Source organism: Pseudomonas sp. Z4-7 (assembly GCF_051131965.1).
GTDB lineage: Bacteria > Pseudomonadota > Gammaproteobacteria > Pseudomonadales > Pseudomonadaceae > Aquipseudomonas.
On record NZ_CP071642.1, the window covers coordinates 5530911 to 5553067 of the forward strand.

16 protein-coding genes and 1 tRNA gene are annotated in these 22157 nt (G+C 59.8%); 14 read left to right on the forward strand and 3 right to left on the reverse strand.

Features of this window, described 5'->3' with window-relative positions; translation table 11 throughout:
• The first annotated feature begins 50 nt into the window (after window positions 1–50).
• The 7 genes from apaG to J3P91_RS24940 all read left to right on the forward strand — a co-directional run bounded on the left by apaG (window position 51) and on the right by J3P91_RS24940 (window position 8135).
• On the forward strand, window positions 51–431 hold the full coding sequence (apaG, locus tag J3P91_RS24910) for a Co2+/Mg2+ efflux protein ApaG (RefSeq protein ID WP_305498400.1): 381 nt from the start codon (window positions 51–53) through the stop codon (window positions 429–431).
• Window positions 431–1306: a symmetrical bis(5'-nucleosyl)-tetraphosphatase gene (locus J3P91_RS24915; RefSeq protein WP_434571408.1), complete on the forward strand. Its 876-nt coding sequence runs from the start codon at window positions 431–433 to the stop codon at window positions 1304–1306. Before apaG ends, J3P91_RS24915 begins: the two co-directional genes overlap by 1 nt.
• 33 nt (window positions 1307–1339) lie before the next feature.
• Complete coding sequence (gene glpE, locus J3P91_RS24920) at window positions 1340–1669, forward strand: thiosulfate sulfurtransferase GlpE (RefSeq protein ID WP_434571406.1); 330 nt, start codon at window positions 1340–1342, stop codon at window positions 1667–1669.
• A 299-nt stretch (window positions 1670–1968) separates the two neighbouring features.
• Window positions 1969–3891, forward strand: coding sequence for a PrkA family serine protein kinase (locus J3P91_RS24925; protein ID WP_305498395.1), 1923 nt, complete (start codon window positions 1969–1971; stop codon window positions 3889–3891).
• Between the two features lie 119 nt (window positions 3892–4010).
• Window positions 4011–5282, forward strand: a complete 1272-nt coding sequence (locus J3P91_RS24930) for a YeaH/YhbH family protein (protein ID WP_305498393.1) — start codon at window positions 4011–4013, stop codon at window positions 5280–5282.
• On the forward strand, window positions 5279–6844 hold the full coding sequence (locus J3P91_RS24935) for a SpoVR family protein (protein ID WP_305498391.1): 1566 nt from the start codon (window positions 5279–5281) through the stop codon (window positions 6842–6844). The genes J3P91_RS24930 and J3P91_RS24935 overlap by 4 nt, the downstream gene beginning before the upstream one ends.
• Before the next feature lie 64 nt (window positions 6845–6908).
• On the forward strand, window positions 6909–8135 hold the full coding sequence (locus J3P91_RS24940; protein ID WP_434602015.1) for a multifunctional CCA addition/repair protein: 1227 nt from the start codon (window positions 6909–6911) through the stop codon (window positions 8133–8135).
• 153 nt (window positions 8136–8288) lie between these two features.
• Here J3P91_RS24940 and folK read toward each other — a convergent pair whose 3' ends face one another.
• Together folK and folB are read right to left on the reverse strand one after the other, a co-directional pair.
• The gene (gene folK / locus J3P91_RS24945) at window positions 8289–8807 is read right to left on the reverse strand and encodes a 2-amino-4-hydroxy-6-hydroxymethyldihydropteridine diphosphokinase (RefSeq protein WP_434602016.1); all 519 of its coding nucleotides are present in this window, start codon (window positions 8805–8807) and stop codon (window positions 8289–8291) included.
• Window positions 8798–9151, reverse strand: a complete 354-nt coding sequence (gene folB, locus J3P91_RS24950) for a dihydroneopterin aldolase (RefSeq protein ID WP_434602017.1) — start codon at window positions 9149–9151, stop codon at window positions 8798–8800. Before folB ends, folK begins: the two co-directional genes overlap by 10 nt.
• A gap of 75 nt (window positions 9152–9226) precedes the next feature.
• On the opposite strand from folB, the gene plsY reads away from it, so the two are divergent.
• Window positions 9227–9796: a glycerol-3-phosphate 1-O-acyltransferase PlsY gene (gene plsY, locus J3P91_RS24955; RefSeq protein WP_305498384.1), complete on the forward strand. Its 570-nt coding sequence runs from the start codon at window positions 9227–9229 to the stop codon at window positions 9794–9796.
• 7 nt (window positions 9797–9803) lie between these two features.
• Here the strand turns inward: plsY and tsaD are convergent, their stop codons facing one another.
• A complete protein-coding gene (gene tsaD / locus J3P91_RS24960) occupies window positions 9804–10829 on the reverse strand; it encodes a tRNA (adenosine(37)-N6)-threonylcarbamoyltransferase complex transferase subunit TsaD (protein WP_434574078.1) in 1026 nt (341 codons plus the stop codon).
• Between the two features lie 198 nt (window positions 10830–11027).
• On the opposite strand from tsaD, the gene rpsU reads away from it, so the two are divergent.
• From rpsU to J3P91_RS24990, 6 genes are all read left to right on the forward strand, one after another.
• Window positions 11028–11243: a 30S ribosomal protein S21 gene (gene rpsU, locus J3P91_RS24965; RefSeq protein WP_002551877.1), complete on the forward strand. Its 216-nt coding sequence runs from the start codon at window positions 11028–11030 to the stop codon at window positions 11241–11243.
• A 478-nt stretch (window positions 11244–11721) separates the two neighbouring features.
• A complete protein-coding gene (gene dnaG / locus J3P91_RS24970; RefSeq protein ID WP_434602018.1) occupies window positions 11722–13680 on the forward strand; it encodes a DNA primase in 1959 nt (652 codons plus the stop codon).
• Window positions 13681–13747: 67 nt separating this feature from the next.
• Window positions 13748–15595: an RNA polymerase sigma factor RpoD gene (gene rpoD, locus J3P91_RS24975; protein ID WP_305498382.1), complete on the forward strand. Its 1848-nt coding sequence runs from the start codon at window positions 13748–13750 to the stop codon at window positions 15593–15595.
• A 121-nt stretch (window positions 15596–15716) separates the two neighbouring features.
• Entirely contained in the window at window positions 15717–19460 is a 3744-nt protein-coding gene (locus J3P91_RS24980) for a bifunctional diguanylate cyclase/phosphodiesterase (RefSeq protein WP_434602019.1), read from the forward strand.
• Between the two features lie 15 nt (window positions 19461–19475).
• Window positions 19476–19552, forward strand: a tRNA-Ile gene (locus tag J3P91_RS24985).
• Window positions 19553–19703: 151 nt separating this feature from the next.
• Entirely contained in the window at window positions 19704–22139 is a 2436-nt protein-coding gene (locus J3P91_RS24990; RefSeq protein WP_434605219.1) for a hypothetical protein, read from the forward strand.
• Window positions 22140–22157 lie beyond the last annotated feature (18 nt).

The window sequence follows — 22157 nt, forward strand, 5'->3', positions numbered from 1 at the left end:
AGACTGATTCCCTCAGTTACGCCCGCGTCCCGCTTCCAAGGCCCTTTTGCATGTCCGATCCCCGTTACCAGGTCGACGTCAGCGTCGCCACCCGCTTTCTCGCTGAACAGTCACAACCCGAGCACAACCGCTTCGCCTTTGCCTACACCATCACTGTGCGCAACAACGGCTCGTTGCCAGCCCGACTGCTGTCACGGCACTGGATCATCACCGACGGCGACGGGCACGTCGAAGAAGTCCGTGGCGAGGGTGTGGTCGGTCAGCAACCGTTGATCGACGCAGGCCAAAGCCACAGCTACAGCAGCGGCACCGTGATGACGACCAAGGTCGGCACCATGCAGGGCACCTACCAGATGCTGGCCGAGGACGGCAAACGCTTCGACGCGGTCATCAAGCCCTTTCGCCTGGCGGTGCCAGGAGCGTTGCACTGATGGCCACGTACGCGGTCGGCGACCTGCAAGGCTGCCTCGACCCGCTCAAGTGCCTGCTGGAGCGGGTCGCCTTTGACCCACGCGAAGACACCCTGTGGCTCGTGGGCGACCTGGTCAACCGGGGGCCGCAATCGCTTGAAACCTTGCGCTTCCTCTACGGCATCCGCGATTCGCTGGTTTGCGTGCTGGGTAACCATGACCTGCACCTGCTGGCGGCCTGGCAGAACATCGAGCGCTTGAAGAAGTCCGATACCCTGAAGGAAATTCTAGACGCGCCTGATTGCGTCGAGCTGCTCGAATGGCTGCGCCAGCAGAAGCTCATGCACTACGACGAGGCGCGCAATCTGGCGCTGGTCCATGCCGGCATTCCGCCCCAATGGTCCTTGCGCAAGGCGCTCAAGTGCGCAGGCGAAGTGGAGCAGGCGTTGCGCGATGACAACCTGTTCGGCCCCTACCTGGATGGCATGTACGGCAACGAACCGGTGAAGTGGGACAACGACCTCACCGGCGCCGCCCGACTCAGGGTCATTACCAATTATTTCACCCGGATGCGCTTCTGCACCCGTGATGGCAAGCTTGATCTCAAGGGCAAGGAAGGCATCGAAACCGCTCCGCCCGGCTATGCGCCCTGGTTCAAGCACAAGGAGCGCAAGACCCGCAATCTGAAGATCATCTTCGGCCATTGGGCCGCGCTTGAAGGCCAAAGCGACGAGCCAGGCGTCTTTGCCCTCGATACCGGCTGTGTCTGGGGCAGCGCGCTGACACTGATGAACGTCGACAGCGGCGAGTTGCTGCGCTGCGATTGCGACGAGAAGGGGCATGCCAAACCCCATCAACCGACCACCGCATCATTGCCGGCCGGCACTGCCATTTGATCGGCTTTGCACTCAAGGCCACAGGAGTCCCGTATGACCGAATTCAAACGCATCTCTCCCGAACAAGCCCAGGCCCTGCGTGAACAGGGTGCCGTCGTCGTCGATGTGCGCGACCCAGCCACCTTTGCAGCTTTGCATATCAGCGGCTCCAAGCATCTGGACAACCATTCGCTGGCCGACTTCATCCGTGCCGCCGACCTCGATGCCCCTACCGTTGTGGTCTGCTACCACGGCAACTCCAGCCAGAGCGCAGCGGGTTACCTGGTCAGCCAGGGCTTCAGCAATGTCTACAGCCTGGACGGCGGCTTTGAGCTGTGGCGCACGACTTATCCTGACGAAACAGCGCAAAGCACTCACGAATAATTTTTTATGACAGCCAAGCCCACGAGAACCGCGGGCTTGGGCGATGGCAGACGAACGGTCTGCCATAACTAATTACGTATTCCACCTTTACCTCTCGGATTCCGAACTATCCTTAGCCTCAGGCCATCCAAAACAGGGGAGAGCCGGTACACCGGCGCGCGGGTCATCGGGAGTCAGCTTTCAGGAGCCAGTGTTCTTGAGAGCATTCTGGGGGGTAAACGGCAACTGGGTTCCCAGCGGCTGTCCAGCATCGACTGATTGATCCGACACCGGCTCCACGTATCGAGCGAGGTGACGTCATGAGTATTTTTAGCCACTTCCAGCAACGTTTCGAGTCCACGCGGCAGGAGGAGTACTCGCTGCAGGAATACCTCGAACTCTGCAAGCAGGACCGTAGTGCCTACGCATCGGCCGCGGAGCGTCTGTTGCTGGCAATCGGAGAACCGGAACTGCTGGATACCTCGACCAACTCGAGGCTCTCGCGGATCTTTTCCAACAAGGTGATTCGCCGCTATCCGGCCTTTGCGGACTTCCACGGGATGGAAGAATGCATCGAACAGATCGTTTCCTATTTCCGCCATGCCGCCCAAGGCCTGGAGGAGAAAAAACAAATCCTCTATCTGCTCGGCCCCGTCGGTGGCGGTAAATCGTCCCTGGCCGAGAAGCTCAAGCAACTGATCGAAAAAGTGCCCTTCTATGCCATCAAGGGTTCGCCGGTGTTCGAGTCCCCACTGGGGCTGTTCAACGCTACCGAAGACGGCGCGATTCTCGAGGAAGACTTTGGTATTCCCCGGCGCTATCTCAATACCATCATGTCGCCATGGGCTACCAAGCGCCTGGCCGAGTTCGGCGGCGACATCAGCCAGTTCCGGGTGGTCAAGCTCTACCCCTCGATACTTAACCAGATCGCCGTGGCCAAGACCGAGCCCGGGGATGAGAACAACCAGGATATCTCTGCCCTGGTGGGTAAGGTCGATATTCGCAAACTGGAGGAATTCCCTCAGAACGACGCCGACGCCTATAGCTATTCGGGCGCGCTGTGCCGGGCCAACCAGGGCCTGATGGAATTCGTCGAGATGTTCAAGGCGCCCATCAAGGTGCTGCACCCACTCCTGACTGCCACCCAGGAAGGCAACTACAACAGTACCGAAGGGCTGGGGGCGATTCCGTTCAGCGGCATCCTGCTGGCCCACTCCAACGAGTCGGAATGGCATACCTTCCGCAACAACAAGAACAACGAAGCCTTCATCGACCGGATCTACATCGTCAAGGTGCCGTACTGCCTGCGGGTGACCGATGAGATCAAAATCTACGACAAGCTGTTGTTCAACAGTTCGCTGTCCAAGGCCCATTGCGCCCCCGATACGCTGAAGATGCTGGCCCAGTTCACCGTGCTGTCGCGTCTCAAGGAGCCGGAAAACTCCAACATCTATTCGAAAATGCGCGTCTACGACGGTGAAAACCTCAAGGACACCGATCCGAAGGCCAAGTCGATCCAGGAATACCGCGACAATGCGGGCGTGGACGAAGGCATGAATGGTCTTTCCACGCGGTTCGCATTCAAGATCCTGTCCAAGGTCTTCAACTTCGACCCTCACGAAATTGCCGCCAACCCGGTCCATCTGCTTTATGTACTTGAACAGCAGATCGAGCAGGAACAGTTCCAGGCTGAAACCCGTGAGCGGTACCTGCGCTTCCTCAAGGAATACCTGGCTCCACGTTATATCGAGTTCATCGGCAAGGAGATCCAGACGGCCTACCTGGAGTCCTACAGCGAGTACGGTCAGAACATCTTCGATCGTTATGTGCTGTATGCGGATTTCTGGATCCAGGACCAGGAATACCGCGACCCGGAAACCGGCGAAATCCTCAATCGCGTGGCACTGAACGAGGAACTGGAAAAAATCGAAAAACCGGCGGGCATCAGCAATCCGAAGGATTTCCGCAACGAAATCGTCAACTTCGTGCTGCGCGCCCGGGCCAACAACAACGGCAAGAACCCGACCTGGCTCAGCTACGAGAAGCTGCGGGTGGTTATCGAGAAAAAAATGTTCTCCAACACCGAAGACCTGCTGCCAGTCATCAGCTTCAATGCCAAGGCCAGCAAGGAGGACCAGCAAAAACACAACGACTTCGTTACACGCATGGTCGAACGTGGCTACACCGACAAACAGGTACGCCTGCTTTCCGAGTGGTACCTGCGGGTCCGTAAATCACAGTAGCGCAGCTACAAGCCGCAAGCGACGAGCTGCAAGACAGAATCGCCTGAACTCCGGGTCCGGGCGACCGCTTCTACTTGCAGCTCGTAGCTCACCACTTGAAGCTGCCCAGAGGGTCACCTATGAGCTATGTGATCGACCGACGCCTGAATGGCAAGAACAAGAGCACGGTGAACCGCCAGCGTTTCTTGCGGCGGTACCGTGACCACATCAAGAAAGCCGTCGAAGAGGCGGTCAGCCGTCGTTCCATTACGGACATGGAGCATGGCGAGCAGATCAGCATCCCTGGCCGCGACATCGACGAGCCGGTGCTTCACCACGGCCGTGGTGGCAAGCAGACCGTCGTGCACCCGGGGAACAAGGAATTCACCACTGGCGAGCACATCCCGCGTCCACAGGGGGGAGGCGGCGGCAAGGGGCCCGGCAAGGCCGGCAATTCCGGCGAAGGCATGGACGAGTTCGTATTCCAGATCACCCAGGAGGAATTCCTCGAATTCATGTTCGAGGACCTGGAACTGCCGAACCTGGTCAAGCGCAACCTGACCGGTACCGACACCTTCAAGACCGTGCGCGCCGGCATAAGCAACGAGGGTAATCCGTCACGCATCAATATCATTCGCACCCTGCGTTCGGCCCATGCCCGACGCATCGCGCTGTCAGGCAGCAGCCGGGCAAAACTGCGCGAAGCCAAGGAAGAGCTGGCTCGCCTGAAACGTGAAGAGCCCGACAATTTTGGCGATATCCAGGACCTGGAAGCGGAAATCGAGAAACTCAGCGCGCGTATCCATCGTGTGCCGTTCCTTGACACGTTCGACCTCAAATACAACCTCCTGGTGAAACAACCGAATCCCAGTTCGAAGGCCGTGATGTTCTGCCTGATGGACGTTTCCGGCTCCATGACCCAAGCCACCAAGGACATCGCCAAGCGTTTCTTTATCCTGCTGTACCTGTTCCTGAAGAGGAACTACGACAAGATCGATGTGGTGTTCATCCGTCACCACACCAGCGCCAGGGAAGTCGACGAGGAAGAGTTTTTCTATTCCAGGGAAACTGGCGGCACGATCGTGTCCAGCGCGCTGAAACTGATGCAGGAAATCATGGCCGAACGTTACCCCGCCAATGAATGGAACATCTATGCGGCCCAGGCGTCCGACGGCGATAACTGGAACGACGACTCGCCAATCTGTCGTGACATCCTGATCAACCAGATCATGCCGTTCGTCCAGTACTACACCTACGTGGAAATTACTCCACGCGAACACCAGGCCCTGTGGTACGAATACGAACGCATCGCCGAAGCTTTCTCCGACACATTTGCCCAACAGCAACTGGTCTCGGCCGGGGATATCTACCCGGTCTTCCGTGAACTCTTCCAGCGCAGGTTAGTGACATGACCGCCAAAAAAGAGCAGAAGCGCCAGCCCATTTCCACCGGTTCCGAATGGACATTCGAGCTGATCCAGGCCTACGACCGCGAAATCAGCCGTATCGCGGACCGTTACGCCCTGGACACGTACCCCAACCAGATCGAAGTGATCACCGCCGAGCAGATGATGGACGCGTATGCATCCGTAGGGATGCCCCTGGGCTACCACCATTGGTCCTACGGCAAGCATTTCCTCAGTACGGAGAAATCCTACAGCCGCGGCCAGATGGGGCTGGCCTATGAGATCGTGATCAACTCCGATCCCTGCATCGCCTACCTGATGGAAGAAAACACCATCTGCATGCAGGCGCTGGTGGTGGCGCATGCCTGCTATGGCCACAACAGTTTCTTCAAGGGCAACTATCTCTTCCGCACCTGGACCGACGCCAGCTCGATCATCGATTACCTGGTGTTCGCCAAGCAGTACATCATGCAGTGCGAGGAACGCCACGGCATTGATGCGGTGGAGGACCTGCTGGATTCCTGCCACGCCCTGATGAACTATGGTGTGGACCGCTACAAGCGGCCGTATCCGATTTCCGCGGAGGAAGAGCGCCGGCGCCAGAAGGACCGTGAAGAACACCTGCAAAAGCAGATCAACGATCTTTGGCGGACCATTCCCAAAGGCGCGGACAAGTACAGCGAGAAAGACAACGCGCGGTTCCCTGCCGAGCCCCAGGAGAACATCCTTTATTTCATCGAGAAACACGCGCCGCTGCTGGAACCCTGGCAGCGTGAAATCGTACGCATCGTGCGCAAGATCGCCCAGTATTTCTACCCTCAGCGCCAGACCCAGGTGATGAACGAGGGCTGGGCAACATTCTGGCACTACACGTTGATGAACGACCTGTACGACGAGGGCCTGGTCACCGATGGCTTCATGATGGAGTTCCTGACCTCCCATACCAGCGTGGTATTCCAGCCAGGGTTCGATAGTCCCTACTACAGCGGTATCAACCCATATGCCCTGGGCTTTGCCATGTACCGCGACATTCGCCGCATGTGTGAAGACCCTACCGAAGAGGATCGCCGCTGGTTTCCGGAAATCGCCGGCTCGGACTGGCTTTCCACGATCAAATTCGCCATGAGCAGCTTCAAGGACGAAAGTTTCATCCTGCAGTACCTTTCGCCCAAGGTGATCCGCGACCTCAAGCTGTTCAGCATCATGGACGATGATCAGAAGGATGACCTGCTGGTGCCCGCCATCCACGACGAGAGCGGTTACCGGGTCATCCGTGAAACCCTGGCAGCGCAATACAATCTCGGTAATCGCGAGCCCAACGTGCAGATCTACAGCATCGACCGTCGGGGTGATCGTTCCCTGACCCTGCGTCACCAGCAGCACAACCGCAAACCGCTGGGCGATTCCACCGACGAGGTCCTCAAGCACCTGCATCGGCTTTGGGGGTTCGACATCCACCTGGAAACCCTGCAGGGCGACCAGGTGATGAAAACCCACCATGTGCCGCCGCGCGGCGAACAAGGCGAAGGAGATTACGGGCGCCTGGACTTGGCCGTCATTCATCTTTGATAGCGTTTTCGCCTCCGAAGGGCCGGCTTAAAGGTTTATCCTGTCGGCCCAACGGAGGTTTTTTATGCAGATCTACAAAGTCGGCGGCGCTGTTCGTGATCGCCTGCTCGGCATCCCCGTCACCGACATCGACCGGGTGGTCGTGGGCGCCACCGCCGAGGAAATGCTGGCCAAGGGATTCCGTCCCGTGGGGGCTGATTTTCCGGTATTCCTTGACCCGAAGACTGGCGAGGAATACGCCCTCGCCCGCACCGAACGCAAGAGCGGCAGGGGTTACGGTGGCTTCGTATTCCATGCCAGCCCCGAGGTGACGCTCGAAGAAGACCTCATCCGCAGGGACCTGACAATCAACGCCATGGCCGAAGACGACCATGGCAACCTCACCGATCCCTACCACGGGCAGCGCGATCTCGAAGATCGCCTGCTGCGGCACGTTTCCCCGGCGTTTGCCGAGGATCCACTGCGGGTTCTGCGAGTTGCCCGCTTTGCCGCACGTTATGCCCCGCTGGGTTTCAAGGTGGCGGACGAAACCCTCGCGTTGATGCGCAAGCTGAGTGAATCTGGCGAGCTGGAAGCTTTGACTGCCGAACGCAGCTGGAAAGAGATCTCCCGCGCCCTGATGGAAGATCAGCCACAAGTGTTTATCCAGGTACTGCGCGACTGCGATGCCCTCAAGGTATTGATGCCCGAGGTCAATGCGCTGTTCGGGGTCCCGCAGCCTGAAGCTCATCACCCGGAAATCGACAGCGGCGTCCATACCTTGAGCGTGCTGGAACAGTCGGCGCTGCACAAACAGCCACTGACGGTCCGCTGGGCTTGCCTGTTGCATGACCTCGGCAAAGGTCTGACACCCGAGCATGAATGGCCAAGGCACATCGCCCATGAGCACAAGGGCCTGAGGCTGATCAAAGCAGTCAATGAACGCTTCAAGGCGCCCCGTGACTGCCAGGAACTGGCACTTCTGGTGGGTCAATACCACACCCATGGACATCGCGCGCTGGAGCTCAGGGCAACCACTTTGCTTGAGCTGCTGCAGAGCTTTGATGTGTACCGGCGCCCCCAGCGTTTCGAGGAGTTCATTGCCGCATGCGAGATGGATGCGCGAGGGCGCAAGGGGCTTGAGGAACGAAGTTACCCACAGGCTGATTACCTGCGGGGCGCTGCGTCAGCGGCCCGCGGCGTGGCGGTGCAACCTTTGCTGGAGAAGGGTTTCAAGGGGCCGGAACTGGGTGAAGCGATCAAGCGAGAGCGCCTCAGGGCGTTGAAGGCTTACAAGGAGGCGGCGAGCTGACAGTAATTTTTCCGGTCAGCTTACATCTTTGGCGGTTGTACCTCCGCCATCGCGAGCAAGCTCGCTCCCACATTGGTATCTCAGCAGGCACATATTTTGTGTTCAGCCCAGATCACTGTGGGAGCGAGCTCGCTCGCGATGACGGCAGGCGCGTCACAGCAGATCTGATGGCGTAAGCGACTGACCTCGCCACTCAAAAGCCACCGGCGCCAGCACCTGATCAATCTGTGCTTCTTTCCACAACGTGGAAAAGCTCTTGCCCACGCCTGGATGAATCCGGTCCGGCGCCATCAACGATAAAGGCCACAAGACAAAAGCATTCTTGAGAATTTCCGCGCGCGGCAGGATCAACCCATCGAAGTTGCCGACCTGCTCGCCATACAGCAGCACGTCGATATCCAGTGGCAAACCCTTGCGGTCCGGCGCGTAGCGGCCATTATCGGCCTCGATGAACTTGAGGCGGCGGTCCAGTTCCATCAGTGGAAGATCGGTGAACGCCGACACGACGAAATTGAAGAACGGCCCGCTCTTTATACCCACCGGCTGACTTTCGAACACGGCCGAACAGCGCATATCCACCAGGAAACCGGCCAGAGCCTCAAGCCCCGCGCACAAATGGATTTCGCGCTCGATATTGCTGCCGAGCCCGAGAAAAACCTGAGTCAGCGACATCCGCGCTCGATCTCCACGCCAACGCCGGTAGCGGCCGGCACGGCCCCGGGCTTGGTCACTTTCAGGCGCAGCCAGGTGATCCTGAACTCATCCATGAGCTCTTGGGCCAGTCGCTCGGCAAAGGTTTCGACCAATTGGAACTGCGCCTGCTCGGCAAATGCCTGGATTCGGGCCGATACGCTGGCGTAGTCGAGAGCCAGGCTCAGGTCGTCGCCCGCAGCCGCCGGACGATTATCCCAGGCAAAACTCAGATCAAGCCGCAGGCACTGTCGGATGCCTCGCTCCCAGTCGTAGGCACCAATCACCGTGTCGACTTCCAGGCCTTCGATAAACACTCTGTCCAAGCTCTCTTCTCCGCAGCACGACAAGGGCGCGTTGCGCCGTTAGAATCAGGGGCTTCCTCGCCCGGAATAGCTAGCATGTTTTGGTCATTGGCGATCCTCGCCTACCTGCTCGGCTCACTGTCCTTTGCCATTTTGCTCAGCCGCCTGACCGGTCGCCCGGATCCGCGAATGAGTGGCTCAGGCAATGCCGGCGCCACCAACATGCTGCGCCTGGCCGGACGCAAGCTTGCCGTCCTGACCCTGCTTGGCGACCTCTGCAAAGGCCTCGTGCCGGTTCTGCTCGCCAGCCTCGCAGGGCTTTCGTTGCAGCAACAGGCCTGGGTCGGCGTCTGCGCGGTCATCGGCCATCTGTTCCCGCTGTACTTCCGCTTTCGCGGCGGCAAGGGTGTCGCCACCGCCGCCGGCATGCTGCTGGGCCTGTATCCGCCTGCCGCCCTGCTTGCCGTGTGCGCCTGGCTGCTGACCTTCTACCTGACCCGCACCAGCTCCCTGGCCGCATTGATCGCCACGCCACTGACCCTGCCTTTGCTGGCCTGGCAGGAACCGGCGGCGTTGCTGCCGATGACGACACTCGTTGCGCTGATCGTCTGGCGCCACCGGGGCAATCTACGCGACCTGTTCGCCGGGCGCGAACGGCATTTCTGATAACGCCTCACAGCGGTGAAAGTTGCTCCATGGGCCAGCGCGCCTGCACGCTGATCGCCAGGCTTTCCTGCTGCCCCGCTTGCAGGCGCTGGCAACCGGCAAAAGCAATCATCGCGCCGTTATCTGTACAGAACTCCGGCCGAGCGTAGTAAACATCGCCCTTCATATCGCCGAGCATTTTCTCCAGGGATACCCGCAAGGCCTTGTTCGCGCTCACCCCGCCGGCAATCACCAGGCGCTTGAGCCCAGCCTGTTTCAGCGCGCGCTTGCATTTGATCGTCAAAGTCTCCACCACGGCCTGCTGGAACGCCAGGGAGATGTCGCAACGGGCTTGCTCACTGTCGTCCCCGGCATTGACGCATTGTTGCCAGGTATTCAGCGCGAAGGTTTTCAGGCCACTGAAGCTGAAATCCAGTCCAGGCCGGTCGCACATCGGACGCGGAAATAGGAAACGCCCTTCAATGCCTTGAGCGGCAAGTCGTGCGATTTCCGGTCCGCCAGGATAATTGAGCCCCATCATCTTGGCGGTTTTATCAAAAGCCTCGCCCGCGGCGTCGTCGAGCGACTCGCCCATGAGTTGGTATTGGCCGATTCCATCGACCCGCACGAGCTGCGTATGGCCTCCGGATACCAACAAAGCGACGAACGGAAACTCCGGCGGCTGCGGCTCCAGCATCGGCGCCAGCAGGTGGCCTTCCATGTGGTGCACGCCCAAGGCCGGAATGCCCCAGGCAAAGGCCAGCGCCTGGGCACAGGAGGCACCGACCAACAGTGCGCCCACCAGACCCGGCCCGGCCGTGTAGGCGATTGCGTCGATCTCGGTCGGCACGCAGCCGCCTTCGGCCAGGACCTGGCGGATCAAGGGCAGCATGCGCTTGACGTGATCGCGTGACGCAAGCTCCGGCACCACGCCGCCGTACGCGCGGTGCAGGTCGATCTGGCTGAACAGCGCGTCGGCCAGCAGGCCACGTTCACTGTCGTAGAGGGCGACGCCGGTTTCGTCGCAGGACGTTTCTAATCCCAGTACTAGCATGGGTTGCGCCTTGTAGAGGCTGAATTCGAAGGCGCGCATAATAGTCGTCGCGTTGTGCCCCGACCAGCGGTTTTCGATCAGAGGCTTTGCATTCCGAGCGTTGAGGGGTTAACATCCGCAACCCTTAAAAACCGACGTCTTCAAGTGCTCTTTTGCCGCGAGGATGTTGACCCCGGTAATGAATGAAGGTAGCTCTGGATGCCAGCCGTCAAAGTAAAAGAGAACGAACCCTTCGACGTAGCTCTGCGTCGTTTCAAGCGCTCCTGCGAAAAAGCCGGTGTTCTGGCTGAAGTTCGTAGCCGCGAATTCTACGAGAAGCCGACTTCCGAGCGTAAGCGCAAAGCAGCAGCCGCTGTTAAGCGTCACGCCAAGAAAGTTCAGCGCGAACAGCGCCGCGCCGTACGTCTGTACTAATACACAGACGCCCGTCGCAAGCTTCTTGCCAAGCCCGGCCTCCAAGCCGGGCTTATGGCATTTGCGGAACAATGCTTGATGCTTCACCGTCAAAGTCGCAGACGCGACCAAGACGATCTGCTTTATCGCGTCAGACCTGGCTCTTTTGCCAGCGGTGCACGTCTCTTCTGACGAGCCTTCCAAGGCTACTGACGAGCACACCCTGATTCCTCTAACGACGATCAGCCCAAGGCACCGCTGCGTGCCCGCTTCATGAGCTATCCGAGGCCTGACCGGCCGTTACCGGACTCAGCGCAACACATTTCGTACAGTCGAATACTGATAGCCATTAACGTCAGTGGATAATCGGCAGATACACTTCCCGACAGCAATGATGCAGACGACCCGGTCGAGCCACCATTTTCCGTGCCTCAGGACCAGGAACCGACTCCGCAGCTGATTTTGGGCTCCTATTTCGCGCAGTGATGATGAGAACGCCATGGCCGGGCTAATTCCCCAGAGCTTTATTGACGACCTCCTGAACCGCACCGACATCGTCGACGTGGTCAGCTCTCGCCTGCAAATGAAGAAAGCGGGCAAGAACTACACAGCCTGCTGCCCGTTTCACAAAGAAAAAACCCCCTCCTTCAGCGTCAGCCCCGACAAGCAGTTCTACTATTGCTTCGGCTGCGGCGCTGGCGGCAATGCCCTCGGCTTCATCATGGACCACGACAACCTGGATTTCCCCCAGGCCGTCGAGGAACTGGCCAAAGCCGCCGGCATGGAAATTCCTCGCGAGGAGAGCGGACGACAACACAAGCCTCGCCAACCCACCGATTCGCCGCTGTACCCGCTACTCACGGCAGCAGCCGACTTTTATCGCCAGGCACTTAAAAGCCATCCGGCCCGCAAGGCGGCGGTGGATTATCTCAAGGGCCGCGGCCTGACCGGTGAGATTGCTCGCGACTTCGGCCTCGGCTTCGCCCCGCCGGGCTGGGACAACCTGTACAAACATCTGAGCAGCGATACGCTGCAACAACGCGCCATGATCGACGCCGGCCTGCTGATCGAGAACGCCGAGACGGGCAAGCGCTACGACCGCTTCCGTGACCGGGTGATGTTCCCGATCCGCGATACCCGCGGGCGGATCATCGCCTTTGGCGGCCGGGTGCTGGGGGACGACAAGCCCAAGTACCTGAACTCCCCGGAGACCCCGGTTTTCCATAAGGGCCAGGAACTCTACGGCCTGTACGAGGCGCGCAAGAACAATCGCAACCTCGATGAAATCATCGTTGTCGAAGGCTACATGGACGTCATCGCCCTGGCCCAGCAAGGCTTGCGCAACGCTGTTGCGACCCTGGGCACGGCCACCAGCGAAGAACACATGAAGCGCCTGTTTCGCGTCGTGCCGAGCGTGCTGTTCTGCTTCGACGGCGACCAGGCCGGACGCAACGCCGCCTGGCGCGCGCTTGAAGCGACGCTGCCCTGCCTGCAGGACGGGCGGCGCGCACGTTTTCTGTTCCTGCCCGAGGGCGAGGACCCGGACACCCTGGTGCGCTCCGAGGGCACCGATGCGTTCCGTGCGCGGATCAACCAGCACGCACAGCCGCTGGCCGACTACTTTTTCCAGCAATTGACCGAAGAAGCCGATCCACGCTCCCTCGAAGGCAAGGCCCATATGGCCACGCTCGCGGCACCGCTGATCGACAAGGTGCCCGGCGCCAACCTGCGGACCTTGATGCGTCAACGCCTGACGGAAATTACCGGGCTGAACAGCGAAGCGGTCAGCCAGCTGGCCCACAGTGCCCCCCAGGAGGCACCGCCGGCTTATGACCCGGGCATCGACTACGACGCGATACCGGACTTCGCCGACTATCATCAAACCCAGCAGGACTACGCGCCGCAGCAGGAATGGACACCGAAGAAACCCGGTGCCGGCGGCAAGAAATGGGACAAGAAACCCTGGGACAAGAACGGCAAGCGCGGCGATCGCGACCAACCACGTGCCCCGCGCGTGCCGGCCGCCGTCGAACCACCAACACTGGCTGCCCTGCGCACCCTGCTGCACCACCCGCAATTGGCTGAAAAGGTAGAGGATGCCGGGCACTTCGCCGCCGAGGACCACAGCAATACACAATTGCTGGTCGCGCTCCTTGAAGCTGTGCAGAAGAACCCCAAGCTAAACTCATTCCAGTTGATCGCGCGGTGGCACGGCACCGAGCAGGGGCGCCTTTTGAAGGCATTGGCCGAGAAGGAATGGCTGATAGAGGGAGATAACCTTGAACAACAGTTTTTCGACACCATTACTAGCTTGTCCGCCCGCCAACGCGAGCGAAACCTGGAACAACTTCTGCGCAAAGCTCGCCAGAGCGAGTTGACCAGCGAAGAGAAAAATCAATTGCGTGACTTACTCAGCCGCAATGTTTGCGCATCAAACCCGACCTCAACTGGCGCGTGAGGTCACAGCTCAGGTATAATCCTCGGCTTGTTTTTTGCCCGCCAAGACCTTCAGTGGATAGGGTGTTATGTCCGGAAAAGCGCAACAGCAGTCTCGTATCAAAGAGTTGATCCTATTGGGTCGTGAGCAGGGCTACCTGACTTACGCGGAGGTCAACGACCACCTGCCGGAGGATATTTCAGATCCGGAACAGGTGGAAGACATCATCCGCATGATCAACGACATGGGGATCAACGTATTCGAGGTTGCTCCAGATAAGGATGCCCTTATGCTGGCCGACGCCGATACCGACGAGGCGGCCGCTGAAGAAGCGGCCGCAGCGTTGGCAGCGGTCGAGACCGACATTGGTCGCACCACCGACCCCGTGCGCATGTACATGCGTGAGATGGGTACGGTAGAGCTCCTCACGCGTGAAGGCGAAATTGAAATCGCCAAGCGTATTGAAGAAGGCATCCGTGAAGTGATGGGCGCAATTGCGCACTTCCCTGGCACGGTCGACCATATTCTCTCCGAATACACCCGCGTCACCACCGAAGGTGGGCGCCTGTCTGACGTCCTGAGCGGTTACATCGACCCGGACGACGGCATCGCGCCGCCTGCCGCCGAGGTGCCGCCGCTGGTCGACCCGAAAGCCGTCAAGGCCGACGATGAGACCGACGATGACGACGCCGAAGCCAGCGACGACGAAGAAGAAGCCGAAAGCGGTCCGGACCCGGTCATCGCCGCCCAGCGTTTTGGCGCCGTGGCCGACCAGATGGAGATCACCCGCAAGGCGCTGAAAAAGCATGGTCGCAACAACAAGCAGGCAATTGCCGAACTGTTGGCGCTGGCTGAGCTGTTCATGCCGATCAAGCTGGTGCCCAAGCAGTTCGAAGGCCTGGTCGAGCGTGTTCGCAGTGCCCTGGATCGTCTGCGTCAGCAAGAGCGCGCGATCATGCAACTGTGTGTGCGTGACGCCCGCATGCCGCGCGCAGATTTCCTGCGCCAGTTCCCTGGCCATGAAGTCGACGAAAGCTGGACCGATGCACTGGCCAAAGGCAAGAGCAAATACGCCGAAGCGATTGCCCGCCTGCAACCGGACATCATTCGTTGCCAGCAGAAGCTGAGCGCGCTGGAGGCCGAGACTGGCCTGAGCATCGCTGAAATCAAGGACATCAACCGTCGCATGTCGATCGGCGAGGCCAAGGCCCGTCGCGCGAAGAAAGAGATGGTCGAAGCGAACTTGCGTCTGGTGATCTCGATTGCCAAGAAGTACACCAACCGTGGCCTGCAATTCCTCGACCTGATCCAGGAAGGCAACATCGGCCTGATGAAGGCGGTGGACAAGTTCGAATACCGTCGCGGCTACAAGTTCTCGACTTATGCCACCTGGTGGATTCGTCAGGCGATCACTCGCTCGATCGCCGACCAGGCCCGCACCATCCGTATCCCGGTGCACATGATCGAGACGATCAACAAGCTCAACCGTATTTCCCGGCAGATGTTGCAGGAAATGGGTCGCGAACCGACGCCGGAAGAGCTGGGCGAACGCATGGAAATGCCTGAGGACAAGATCCGCAAGGTATTAAAGATCGCCAAAGAGCCGATCTCCATGGAAACCCCGATCGGTGATGACGAAGACTCTCATCTGGGTGACTTCATCGAAGACTCCACCATGCAGTCGCCGATTGATGTCGCCACCGTTGAGAGCCTCAAGGAAGCGACTCGCGAAGTCCTTTCCGGCCTCACTGCCCGTGAAGCCAAGGTACTGCGGATGCGCTTCGGCATCGACATGAACACCGACCACACCCTCGAGGAAGTCGGTAAACAGTTCGATGTGACTCGTGAGCGGATTCGTCAGATCGAAGCCAAGGCGTTGCGCAAACTGCGCCACCCGACGCGAAGCGAGCACCTGCGTTCGTTCCTCGACGAGTGACCTTCAAACCCCCGGCCCTGCCGGGGGTTTTGTTATGTGCAGATAACTCTTCCTTCTTGCTCCCCCGCCCTGTTGTCCGTCTACACTCGATTCATCCTTTCCCAGCCATGACGAGACCGTGATGCCCAGACTGACGGCCGTGCTTTTGCTGTCACTGATGACCTGGACCGCAACGGCCGGCGCGTTGACGCTCACGGAGGAAGAACGCCGCTGGCTCAAGGACCACCCCGACCTGCGCCTGGGTGTCGATGCGTCATGGCCGCCGTTCGAATTTCGCGACGACAACGGCCTCTACCAAGGCCTGGCCGCCGACTATGTCGACATCATCCGCGAGAAACTGGCCGTCACGCTCACCCCCATCGAACCCGTCAGTTGGACGGAGGTGCTGGAACAGGTCGTGCAGGGCAAGATCGACCTTCTACCGGGCATCATGTCCACCCCCGAACGCCAGAACTACCTGTCGTTCACCCGCCCCTACCTCGATTTTCCAATTGTGATCCTGGCCCATAAAGGCGGGCCCCGCCCCCATAAGCTCGAAGACCTTTACGGGCTGAAAATCGCCGTGGTGGAGAACTATGCCCCCCACGAACTGCTGCGCAACCACCACCCCGACCTAAACCTGGTCGCGCTGCCCAACGTCAGTTCGGCGCTGCAGGCCTTGGCGACTGATGAAGTCGATGCGGTGGTGGGCGATCTTGCTTCCAGCGTGTGGAGCTTGCGCCAGCTCAAGCTTGACGGGCTCTACGTCAGCGGAGAAACGCCCTACCGCTACCAGTTGGCGATGGCCGTCCCACGGGAAAACAAGATATTGGTGGGCATCCTCGACAAGGTCCTGGCGGACATGACGCCGATGGAGATCAGCGAAATCCAGGAAAAATGGGTTGGCAACGTGCGGGACCATCGCCAGCTCTGGTCAGACCTGCTGCTTTACGGCCTGCCCGGGCTGCTGCTGTTGATCGCCATCCTGGCGGTGGTGATTCGCATCAACCGTCGCCTGAGTTCGGAAATAGCCCGACGCGTCGACCTGGAACAGGAGTTGCGCAGCAGCGAATACCATTATCGCGGGCTGGTAGAGAGCCTTTCGGCGATTGCCTGGGAGGCCAGGGTCAGCGACTTTACCTACAGCTATGTATCGCCTCACGCCGAAGAATTGCTCGGCTACCCCCTCGCCCATTGGCTCATCCCCGGATTCTGGCGCAACATCATTCACCCGGCGGACCTGATCCGCGCGCAGACATATTGTGATCACGAAGTCCTTGCCGGCCGCGACCATTGCATCGATTACCGGGTGATCACCGCCGACGGTCGCTGCCTGTGGGTGCGGGACATCGTCAGCCTGATCAAGCATGGCCATGAACCGTTGATGCGCGGACTGATGATCGACATCAGTGAAGCCAAGCACACTGAGGAAGCGCTGCGCCTTTCCGAACAGAAGTTCGGCTCGGTGTTTCGCCAGTGCCCGGACATCCTGGTGATTGCCCGCCTGCTGGACGGTTGCCTGCTGGAGGTCAACAAAGCCTTCGAAGAGCAGATCGGCCTCAGCGCCGCAGAGGTGGTCGGCAAAAGCGCTACCGACCTGGATATCTGGGGCATACAGGGCGTCGGCCCGAGCCTGCTCCAGCGGTTGCAGGCCGGGAGCATTCGCAATCTGGAAATGCCTTTCCAACGCAGCAACGGCGAAGTGTTCACCGGGCTGATATCTGCCGAACCCTTTGATCTGGACACCACGCCCGCGCTGGTCGTGGTGGTGCGGGACATCAGCCAGCTCAAGGAGACCCAGCAACAATTGCAGACCTCCGAAGAAAAGTTCGCCAAGGCTTTTCATGCCTCGCCCGACGGCTTGCTGCTATCCAGGCAGAGCGATGGTTTGCTGATTGAAGTCAACGACGGTTTCAGCCGCATTACCGGTTTCAACAGCGCCCTGTCGGTTGATCGTTCGACCCTGGACCTGGGAATCTGGGTCAATCTCAACGAGCGCAAGCAGATGCTCGACCTGCTGCAGCGGGACGGTTTCGTAAAGGATTTCAGCTGCCATATCCGCCGTAAAGACGGGCAGATACGGCTCTGCGAGGTGTCCAGCCGTCCGCTGCCCATCGGCAACGAGGACTGCATGCTGACTATCGCCCGGGACATCACCGAACGCCACTTCATGCAGGAGAAACTGCAGCAGGCCGCCACCGTATTCGAAAGCACCGCCGAAGGCGTACTGATCACCGATACGCAACAGCACATCAGCGCCGTGAACCGAGCCTTTACCGAAATCACCGGCTATAGCGAAACCGAAGCCCTGGGCCATACGCCTCGGCTGCTTGCTTCCGGGCTGCACGACAGCGCGTTTTATGCCGCGATGTGGCATCAGTTGACGGCGGAGGGCCACTGGCAGGGTGAAATCTCCAATCGACGCAAGAATGGCGAGCTGTATCCCAGCTGGCTGACCATCAGCGCCGTGCGCAACCAGGAACAACAGACCACCCATTTCGTCGCGGTTTTTGCCGACATTTCAAGCCTCAAGCACGCCCAGGCCCGACTCGACTACCAGGCGCATCACGACCCGCTCACGGGCCTGCCGAATCGCACCCTGTTCGAAAGCCGTTTGCTCTCGGCGCTCAATAGTCAGCAAGAAAATGGCGGCCAAGGCGCGGTGTTGTTCCTGGACCTGGACCGTTTCAAACACATCAACGACAGCCTCGGGCACCCGGTCGGCGATCTGCTGCTCAAGGGCATTGCCGTGCGCCTGCGCGAGCAACTGCGTGATATCGACACCGTGGCGCGCCTGGGCGGTGACGAATTCATCATCCTGCTGCCCGGCCTGCAGCAGCCCAGCGATGCCGAGCACATTGCGCAGAAGCTGTTGAACTGTTTCTGCGCGCCGTTCCAGGCCGGCGAGCATGAGTTTTTCATCAGCGCCAGCATCGGCACCAGCCTCTATCCGCAGGATGGCTGCGATGTCGCCACGCTGGTCAAAAACGCCGACGCGGCGATGTACCGCTCCAAGGCCAAGGGCCGCAACCGGGTGGAAAGCTACACTCGCGACCTCACGGCCCAGGCCAGCGAGCGCGTGGCACTGGAACACGAGCTGCGTCGGGCGATCGAACGCAACGAACTGTCGTTGTCGTTCCAGCCGAAAATCAGCCTCATCGACAACCGGCTGGTGGGCGCCGAGGCATTGATTCGCTGGACCCATCCGACCTTTGGCGACGTACCACCGGAGCATTTCATCCCCCTGGCCGAAGAAAACGGCATGATCCTGCAAATCGGCGATTGGGTACTGGAAAACGCCTGCCGGCAACTGCACGCATGGAACAGCTGTCACGAAAGCCTCGGGCCATTGTCAGTCAACCTGGCCGGCGCCCAACTGCGTCAGCCCAACCTGCTGAATCGGATCGAACAATTGCTGCGGGAAAACCACCTTGAGCCTGGTTTGTTGCAACTGGAGATTACCGAAAACTTCATCATGAGCCAGGCCGAAGAGGCCCTGACGGTACTGTATCAACTGAAAAAACTCGGCGTGCAACTGGCCATCGACGACTTCGGTACCGGCTATTCCTCGCTGAGCTACCTCAAGCGCCTGCCGCTGGACATCCTGAAAATCGACCAGTCTTTCGTCCGCGGCCTGCCCGATGACCCCCACGATGTGGCCATCGTGCGGGCAATCATCGCCTTGGGCCGGAGCATGCAATTCAGCATCATCGCCGAGGGCGTCGAAACCCTCGCCCAACAGCAATTTCTCGCCGAGGAAGGCTGCGAACAGATCCAGGGCTACATCGTCAGCCTGCCCCTGTGCGCCGAAGAATTTGCCGCGACGTTTCTGCATGTGACCGTATCGGATTTTTCGGATAGCACAGCCGAGAAACCGTCGCTATAATCCGCGGCCTACTGAGGGCCTATAGCTCAGTTGGTTAGAGCAGAGGACTCATAATCCTTTGGTCCACGGTTCAAGTCCGTGTGGGCCCACCAACTCCAAAGCCGCGCATTGCGCGGCTTTTGTATTTCCGGGCCGATCAGCAGCGTACTACCAAGGTTCTCGTAAACGGCTCAGCGCCGGACTTTGTCTTTTTTAACGTCCGCTCACTTACAATCAGATTTCCAATACCCCGCCGAGACGCCCATCATCGCCAGCCCCAGCCTTCCCCGCCTGTTCCTCGAACTCTTCTGGCAGCTCGGCATCCTGGTGGTGCCAGCCTTTTTCATTACCATACTGCCGCCGCCGCTGGCCTTGCTGGCGGTGGTGTTGCTCGGTTTGCTGATGGGTCTTGCCGCGCGGTTGGGCTTTTTGGGGGTGGGCCGGGGTATTGCCCGGCTGACTGTCGGCGCGGTGTTTGGCCTGGGTTTCAGTCTGGGGCGGGCATTGCCTGAGTGGTGGGGTATTCTGGTGGCGATCGTCGCCATCGTTGGCGGGCTCGCCTGCGTGAGCAAGTGGGAGCGCCGCCTTGGGTTGGCGCCGGTCTCCTCTACGGGCCAAGGACCGAGTGCCTGGGGCACAAACGCACCGCTGCTGACGCCCGAGGGCGAGCCGATCCGGGTGTTCAACCACAGTGAAATCGCCATGGGCGGCCCCGTTCATTGCGATTATCTGTTTCCTGATGGCGTGCTCTTGCAAGGCCTTGGCTCCTCGGCGGTGCTCTCCAGCGACGGTCGCTATTTCGCCGCGCCGGTACCTTCACGCCAGGAATGGGGACTGGTCGTTCTCGACCGGGAGCAACGCAAGCTGTACCGCTGTGCCGAAAGCGAGTTCTGGGAGCTGGATGCCCTGGACCTGGATCAACTGAGCGGCCGCCATAGCCCCTTGGTCGACAACAGCGTTCGTCAGGTCCGACTGGATGAACTGTTGCAGGCCGCCGAAGTATCCGACCTGATCCCGTTTGCGGACCTTTGGCTGGAGCCTGGCTGGAATCCTGATAATGTTGCGCGCAGCTTCGAACGGACTTCCATTGATGGGGGGCAAATCCTGCAGGGCGACATCTTGTTGCCCAAGACCTTTCGCGATCTGGCCCAGCCATTGGAGCCACTGTATTCGCCGCGCTACGCCATCAGCCTCAATGGTCAACCATCGGGCCTGGTCATGGCAGCCGATGCGCCACTGGTCTGGAGCGGCGATAACCGCGCCCTGGTCTGTCTGGCCCGGGAGCAGGCCAACGAGGCGGATGGCAATCAGTACTGGTTGTGGCAAGTGGATCATGGCTGGCGAGCCCTGCCCTCGCCGTGGGTGAAGAGCGACGCGGAGCCGTCCTTTTATTGGCACGAATTATTGAGTCTTGATGCGAGCCATGTCCGTATCGGCTCGTATCTCGATTATCCGCGACCAGGCGCCGGCCGTTATGGCTACCGCCTGGAGAGTATCCACGGCGATACCGAGACCCAAACCGGTCATGACGCTCAAGGACGCGTGCAGGTCGGTGAGTTCAAGCTGACCCGCATGGCGATCATGCTGCCGCTTGACAGCACGGGGCGGCGAGGCGACTCGTGCATCGAGACGCAACCATTGCAAGGCGATGTGCGCGCTGTCCTGACCTGGCTCGGTGACAATCGCCAAGGCCTGGGTGGCTATCGCTGCCGGATCGGTGACTGGTCGTTGCCGGGGGCTTGGCTGCTGGACCATCGGGTTTCCGATTGTGGACGCTATCTGGCGCTGCTGCCCTTTGAAAACTCAACGACAGTCACCAGCCATGCGCTGGTGGCGGATGTGCAGGAGCAACGTCTGCTGGAAGGGCCGCCCATGTGGGTGGAACGGATACTGGATTTGCGCGATGGTCGATTGAATCTGGCAGTGATCCAGGGCCGTCTTGATCAAGACAAGGAAAGCAGCCCGTTGCAACGTTTCAACATCGCCGCGCCAGAGGTTGGCGGCGACGCGTCGTTCTTCCGTCCCAACGAGCAATCCCGGCTGTTCTACAACACTGTGCAGTTGCAGCCGACAGACTCGCAGCTCAAAGCCGTCCCGACTTGGCGTCTGGTGGCTGGCCCGCAAGCGGCCACTGCCGAGGGAGATTTCATCCAGCCCGCGCCGAATGATCAGGATGCCGCCTGGCTGTTCGGCAGTGAGACGGAATACGCCGACAGCTGGGTGCGTACCGGTACGCCCCGTCTCGGCGGGCATTTGCTGACCGTCTCAGGCTGCGCGTTGATTGATCTGGCGCCCTCGATGATCTGGTCGGCGGACAGCCGCTACCTGGCCCTGACCTGCATGGCGACCGATGTCACGGAACTGTGTGGAAGTTACCGCGGTTGGCAACTGCTGCTTCTTGATGTTGAGGCGCGTACGCTGCGTATACATCCGCAATGGCTGGGCAATCGGCCGCTATTTGAAAGTTTCGAAGAAGAGCAACTACGCCTGCGAAGCTTCCAGCGCGACTGGGAGACCGAAGCCGACAAGGACCAGGGTTCGGTGCAGTCGTTCTCACTGGACGCTCTGCTGCAGTTGCCCACTGAGCAACTGATCTGCCAGGAAGGTGTCTGGCTCAGGTCTTCCCAGGCGCACCTGGCAGCCGCCTGGCGGGCGCTGGCTTTACCTGCCACTGGCTATTTCGAGCGAGGGAACCTGTAACATGCCCGCCATTGATGC

Coding starts and splice junctions, on each gene's coding strand:
- plsY (WP_305498384.1), top strand. CDS start 9,227: ATGTTTTGGTCATTGGCGATCCTCGCCTACCTGCTCGGCTCACTGTCC.
- rpoD (WP_305498382.1), top strand. CDS start 13,748: ATGTCCGGAAAAGCGCAACAGCAGTCTCGTATCAAAGAGTTGATCCTA.
- J3P91_RS24935 (WP_305498391.1), top strand. CDS start 5,279: ATGACCGCCAAAAAAGAGCAGAAGCGCCAGCCCATTTCCACCGGTTCC.
- J3P91_RS24915 (WP_434571408.1), top strand. CDS start 431: ATGGCCACGTACGCGGTCGGCGACCTGCAAGGCTGCCTCGACCCGCTC.
- folK (WP_434602016.1), bottom strand. CDS start 8,807: ATGTCGCTGACTCAGGTTTTTCTCGGGCTCGGCAGCAATATCGAGCGC.
- apaG (WP_305498400.1), top strand. CDS start 51: ATGTCCGATCCCCGTTACCAGGTCGACGTCAGCGTCGCCACCCGCTTT.
- glpE (WP_434571406.1), top strand. CDS start 1,340: ATGACCGAATTCAAACGCATCTCTCCCGAACAAGCCCAGGCCCTGCGT.
- tsaD (WP_434574078.1), bottom strand. CDS start 10,829: ATGCTAGTACTGGGATTAGAAACGTCCTGCGACGAAACCGGCGTCGCC.
- rpsU (WP_002551877.1), top strand. CDS start 11,028: ATGCCAGCCGTCAAAGTAAAAGAGAACGAACCCTTCGACGTAGCTCTG.
- J3P91_RS24930 (WP_305498393.1), top strand. CDS start 4,011: ATGAGCTATGTGATCGACCGACGCCTGAATGGCAAGAACAAGAGCACG.
- J3P91_RS24925 (WP_305498395.1), top strand. CDS start 1,969: ATGAGTATTTTTAGCCACTTCCAGCAACGTTTCGAGTCCACGCGGCAG.
- dnaG (WP_434602018.1), top strand. CDS start 11,722: ATGGCCGGGCTAATTCCCCAGAGCTTTATTGACGACCTCCTGAACCGC.
- J3P91_RS24940 (WP_434602015.1), top strand. CDS start 6,909: ATGCAGATCTACAAAGTCGGCGGCGCTGTTCGTGATCGCCTGCTCGGC.
- J3P91_RS24980 (WP_434602019.1), top strand. CDS start 15,717: ATGCCCAGACTGACGGCCGTGCTTTTGCTGTCACTGATGACCTGGACC.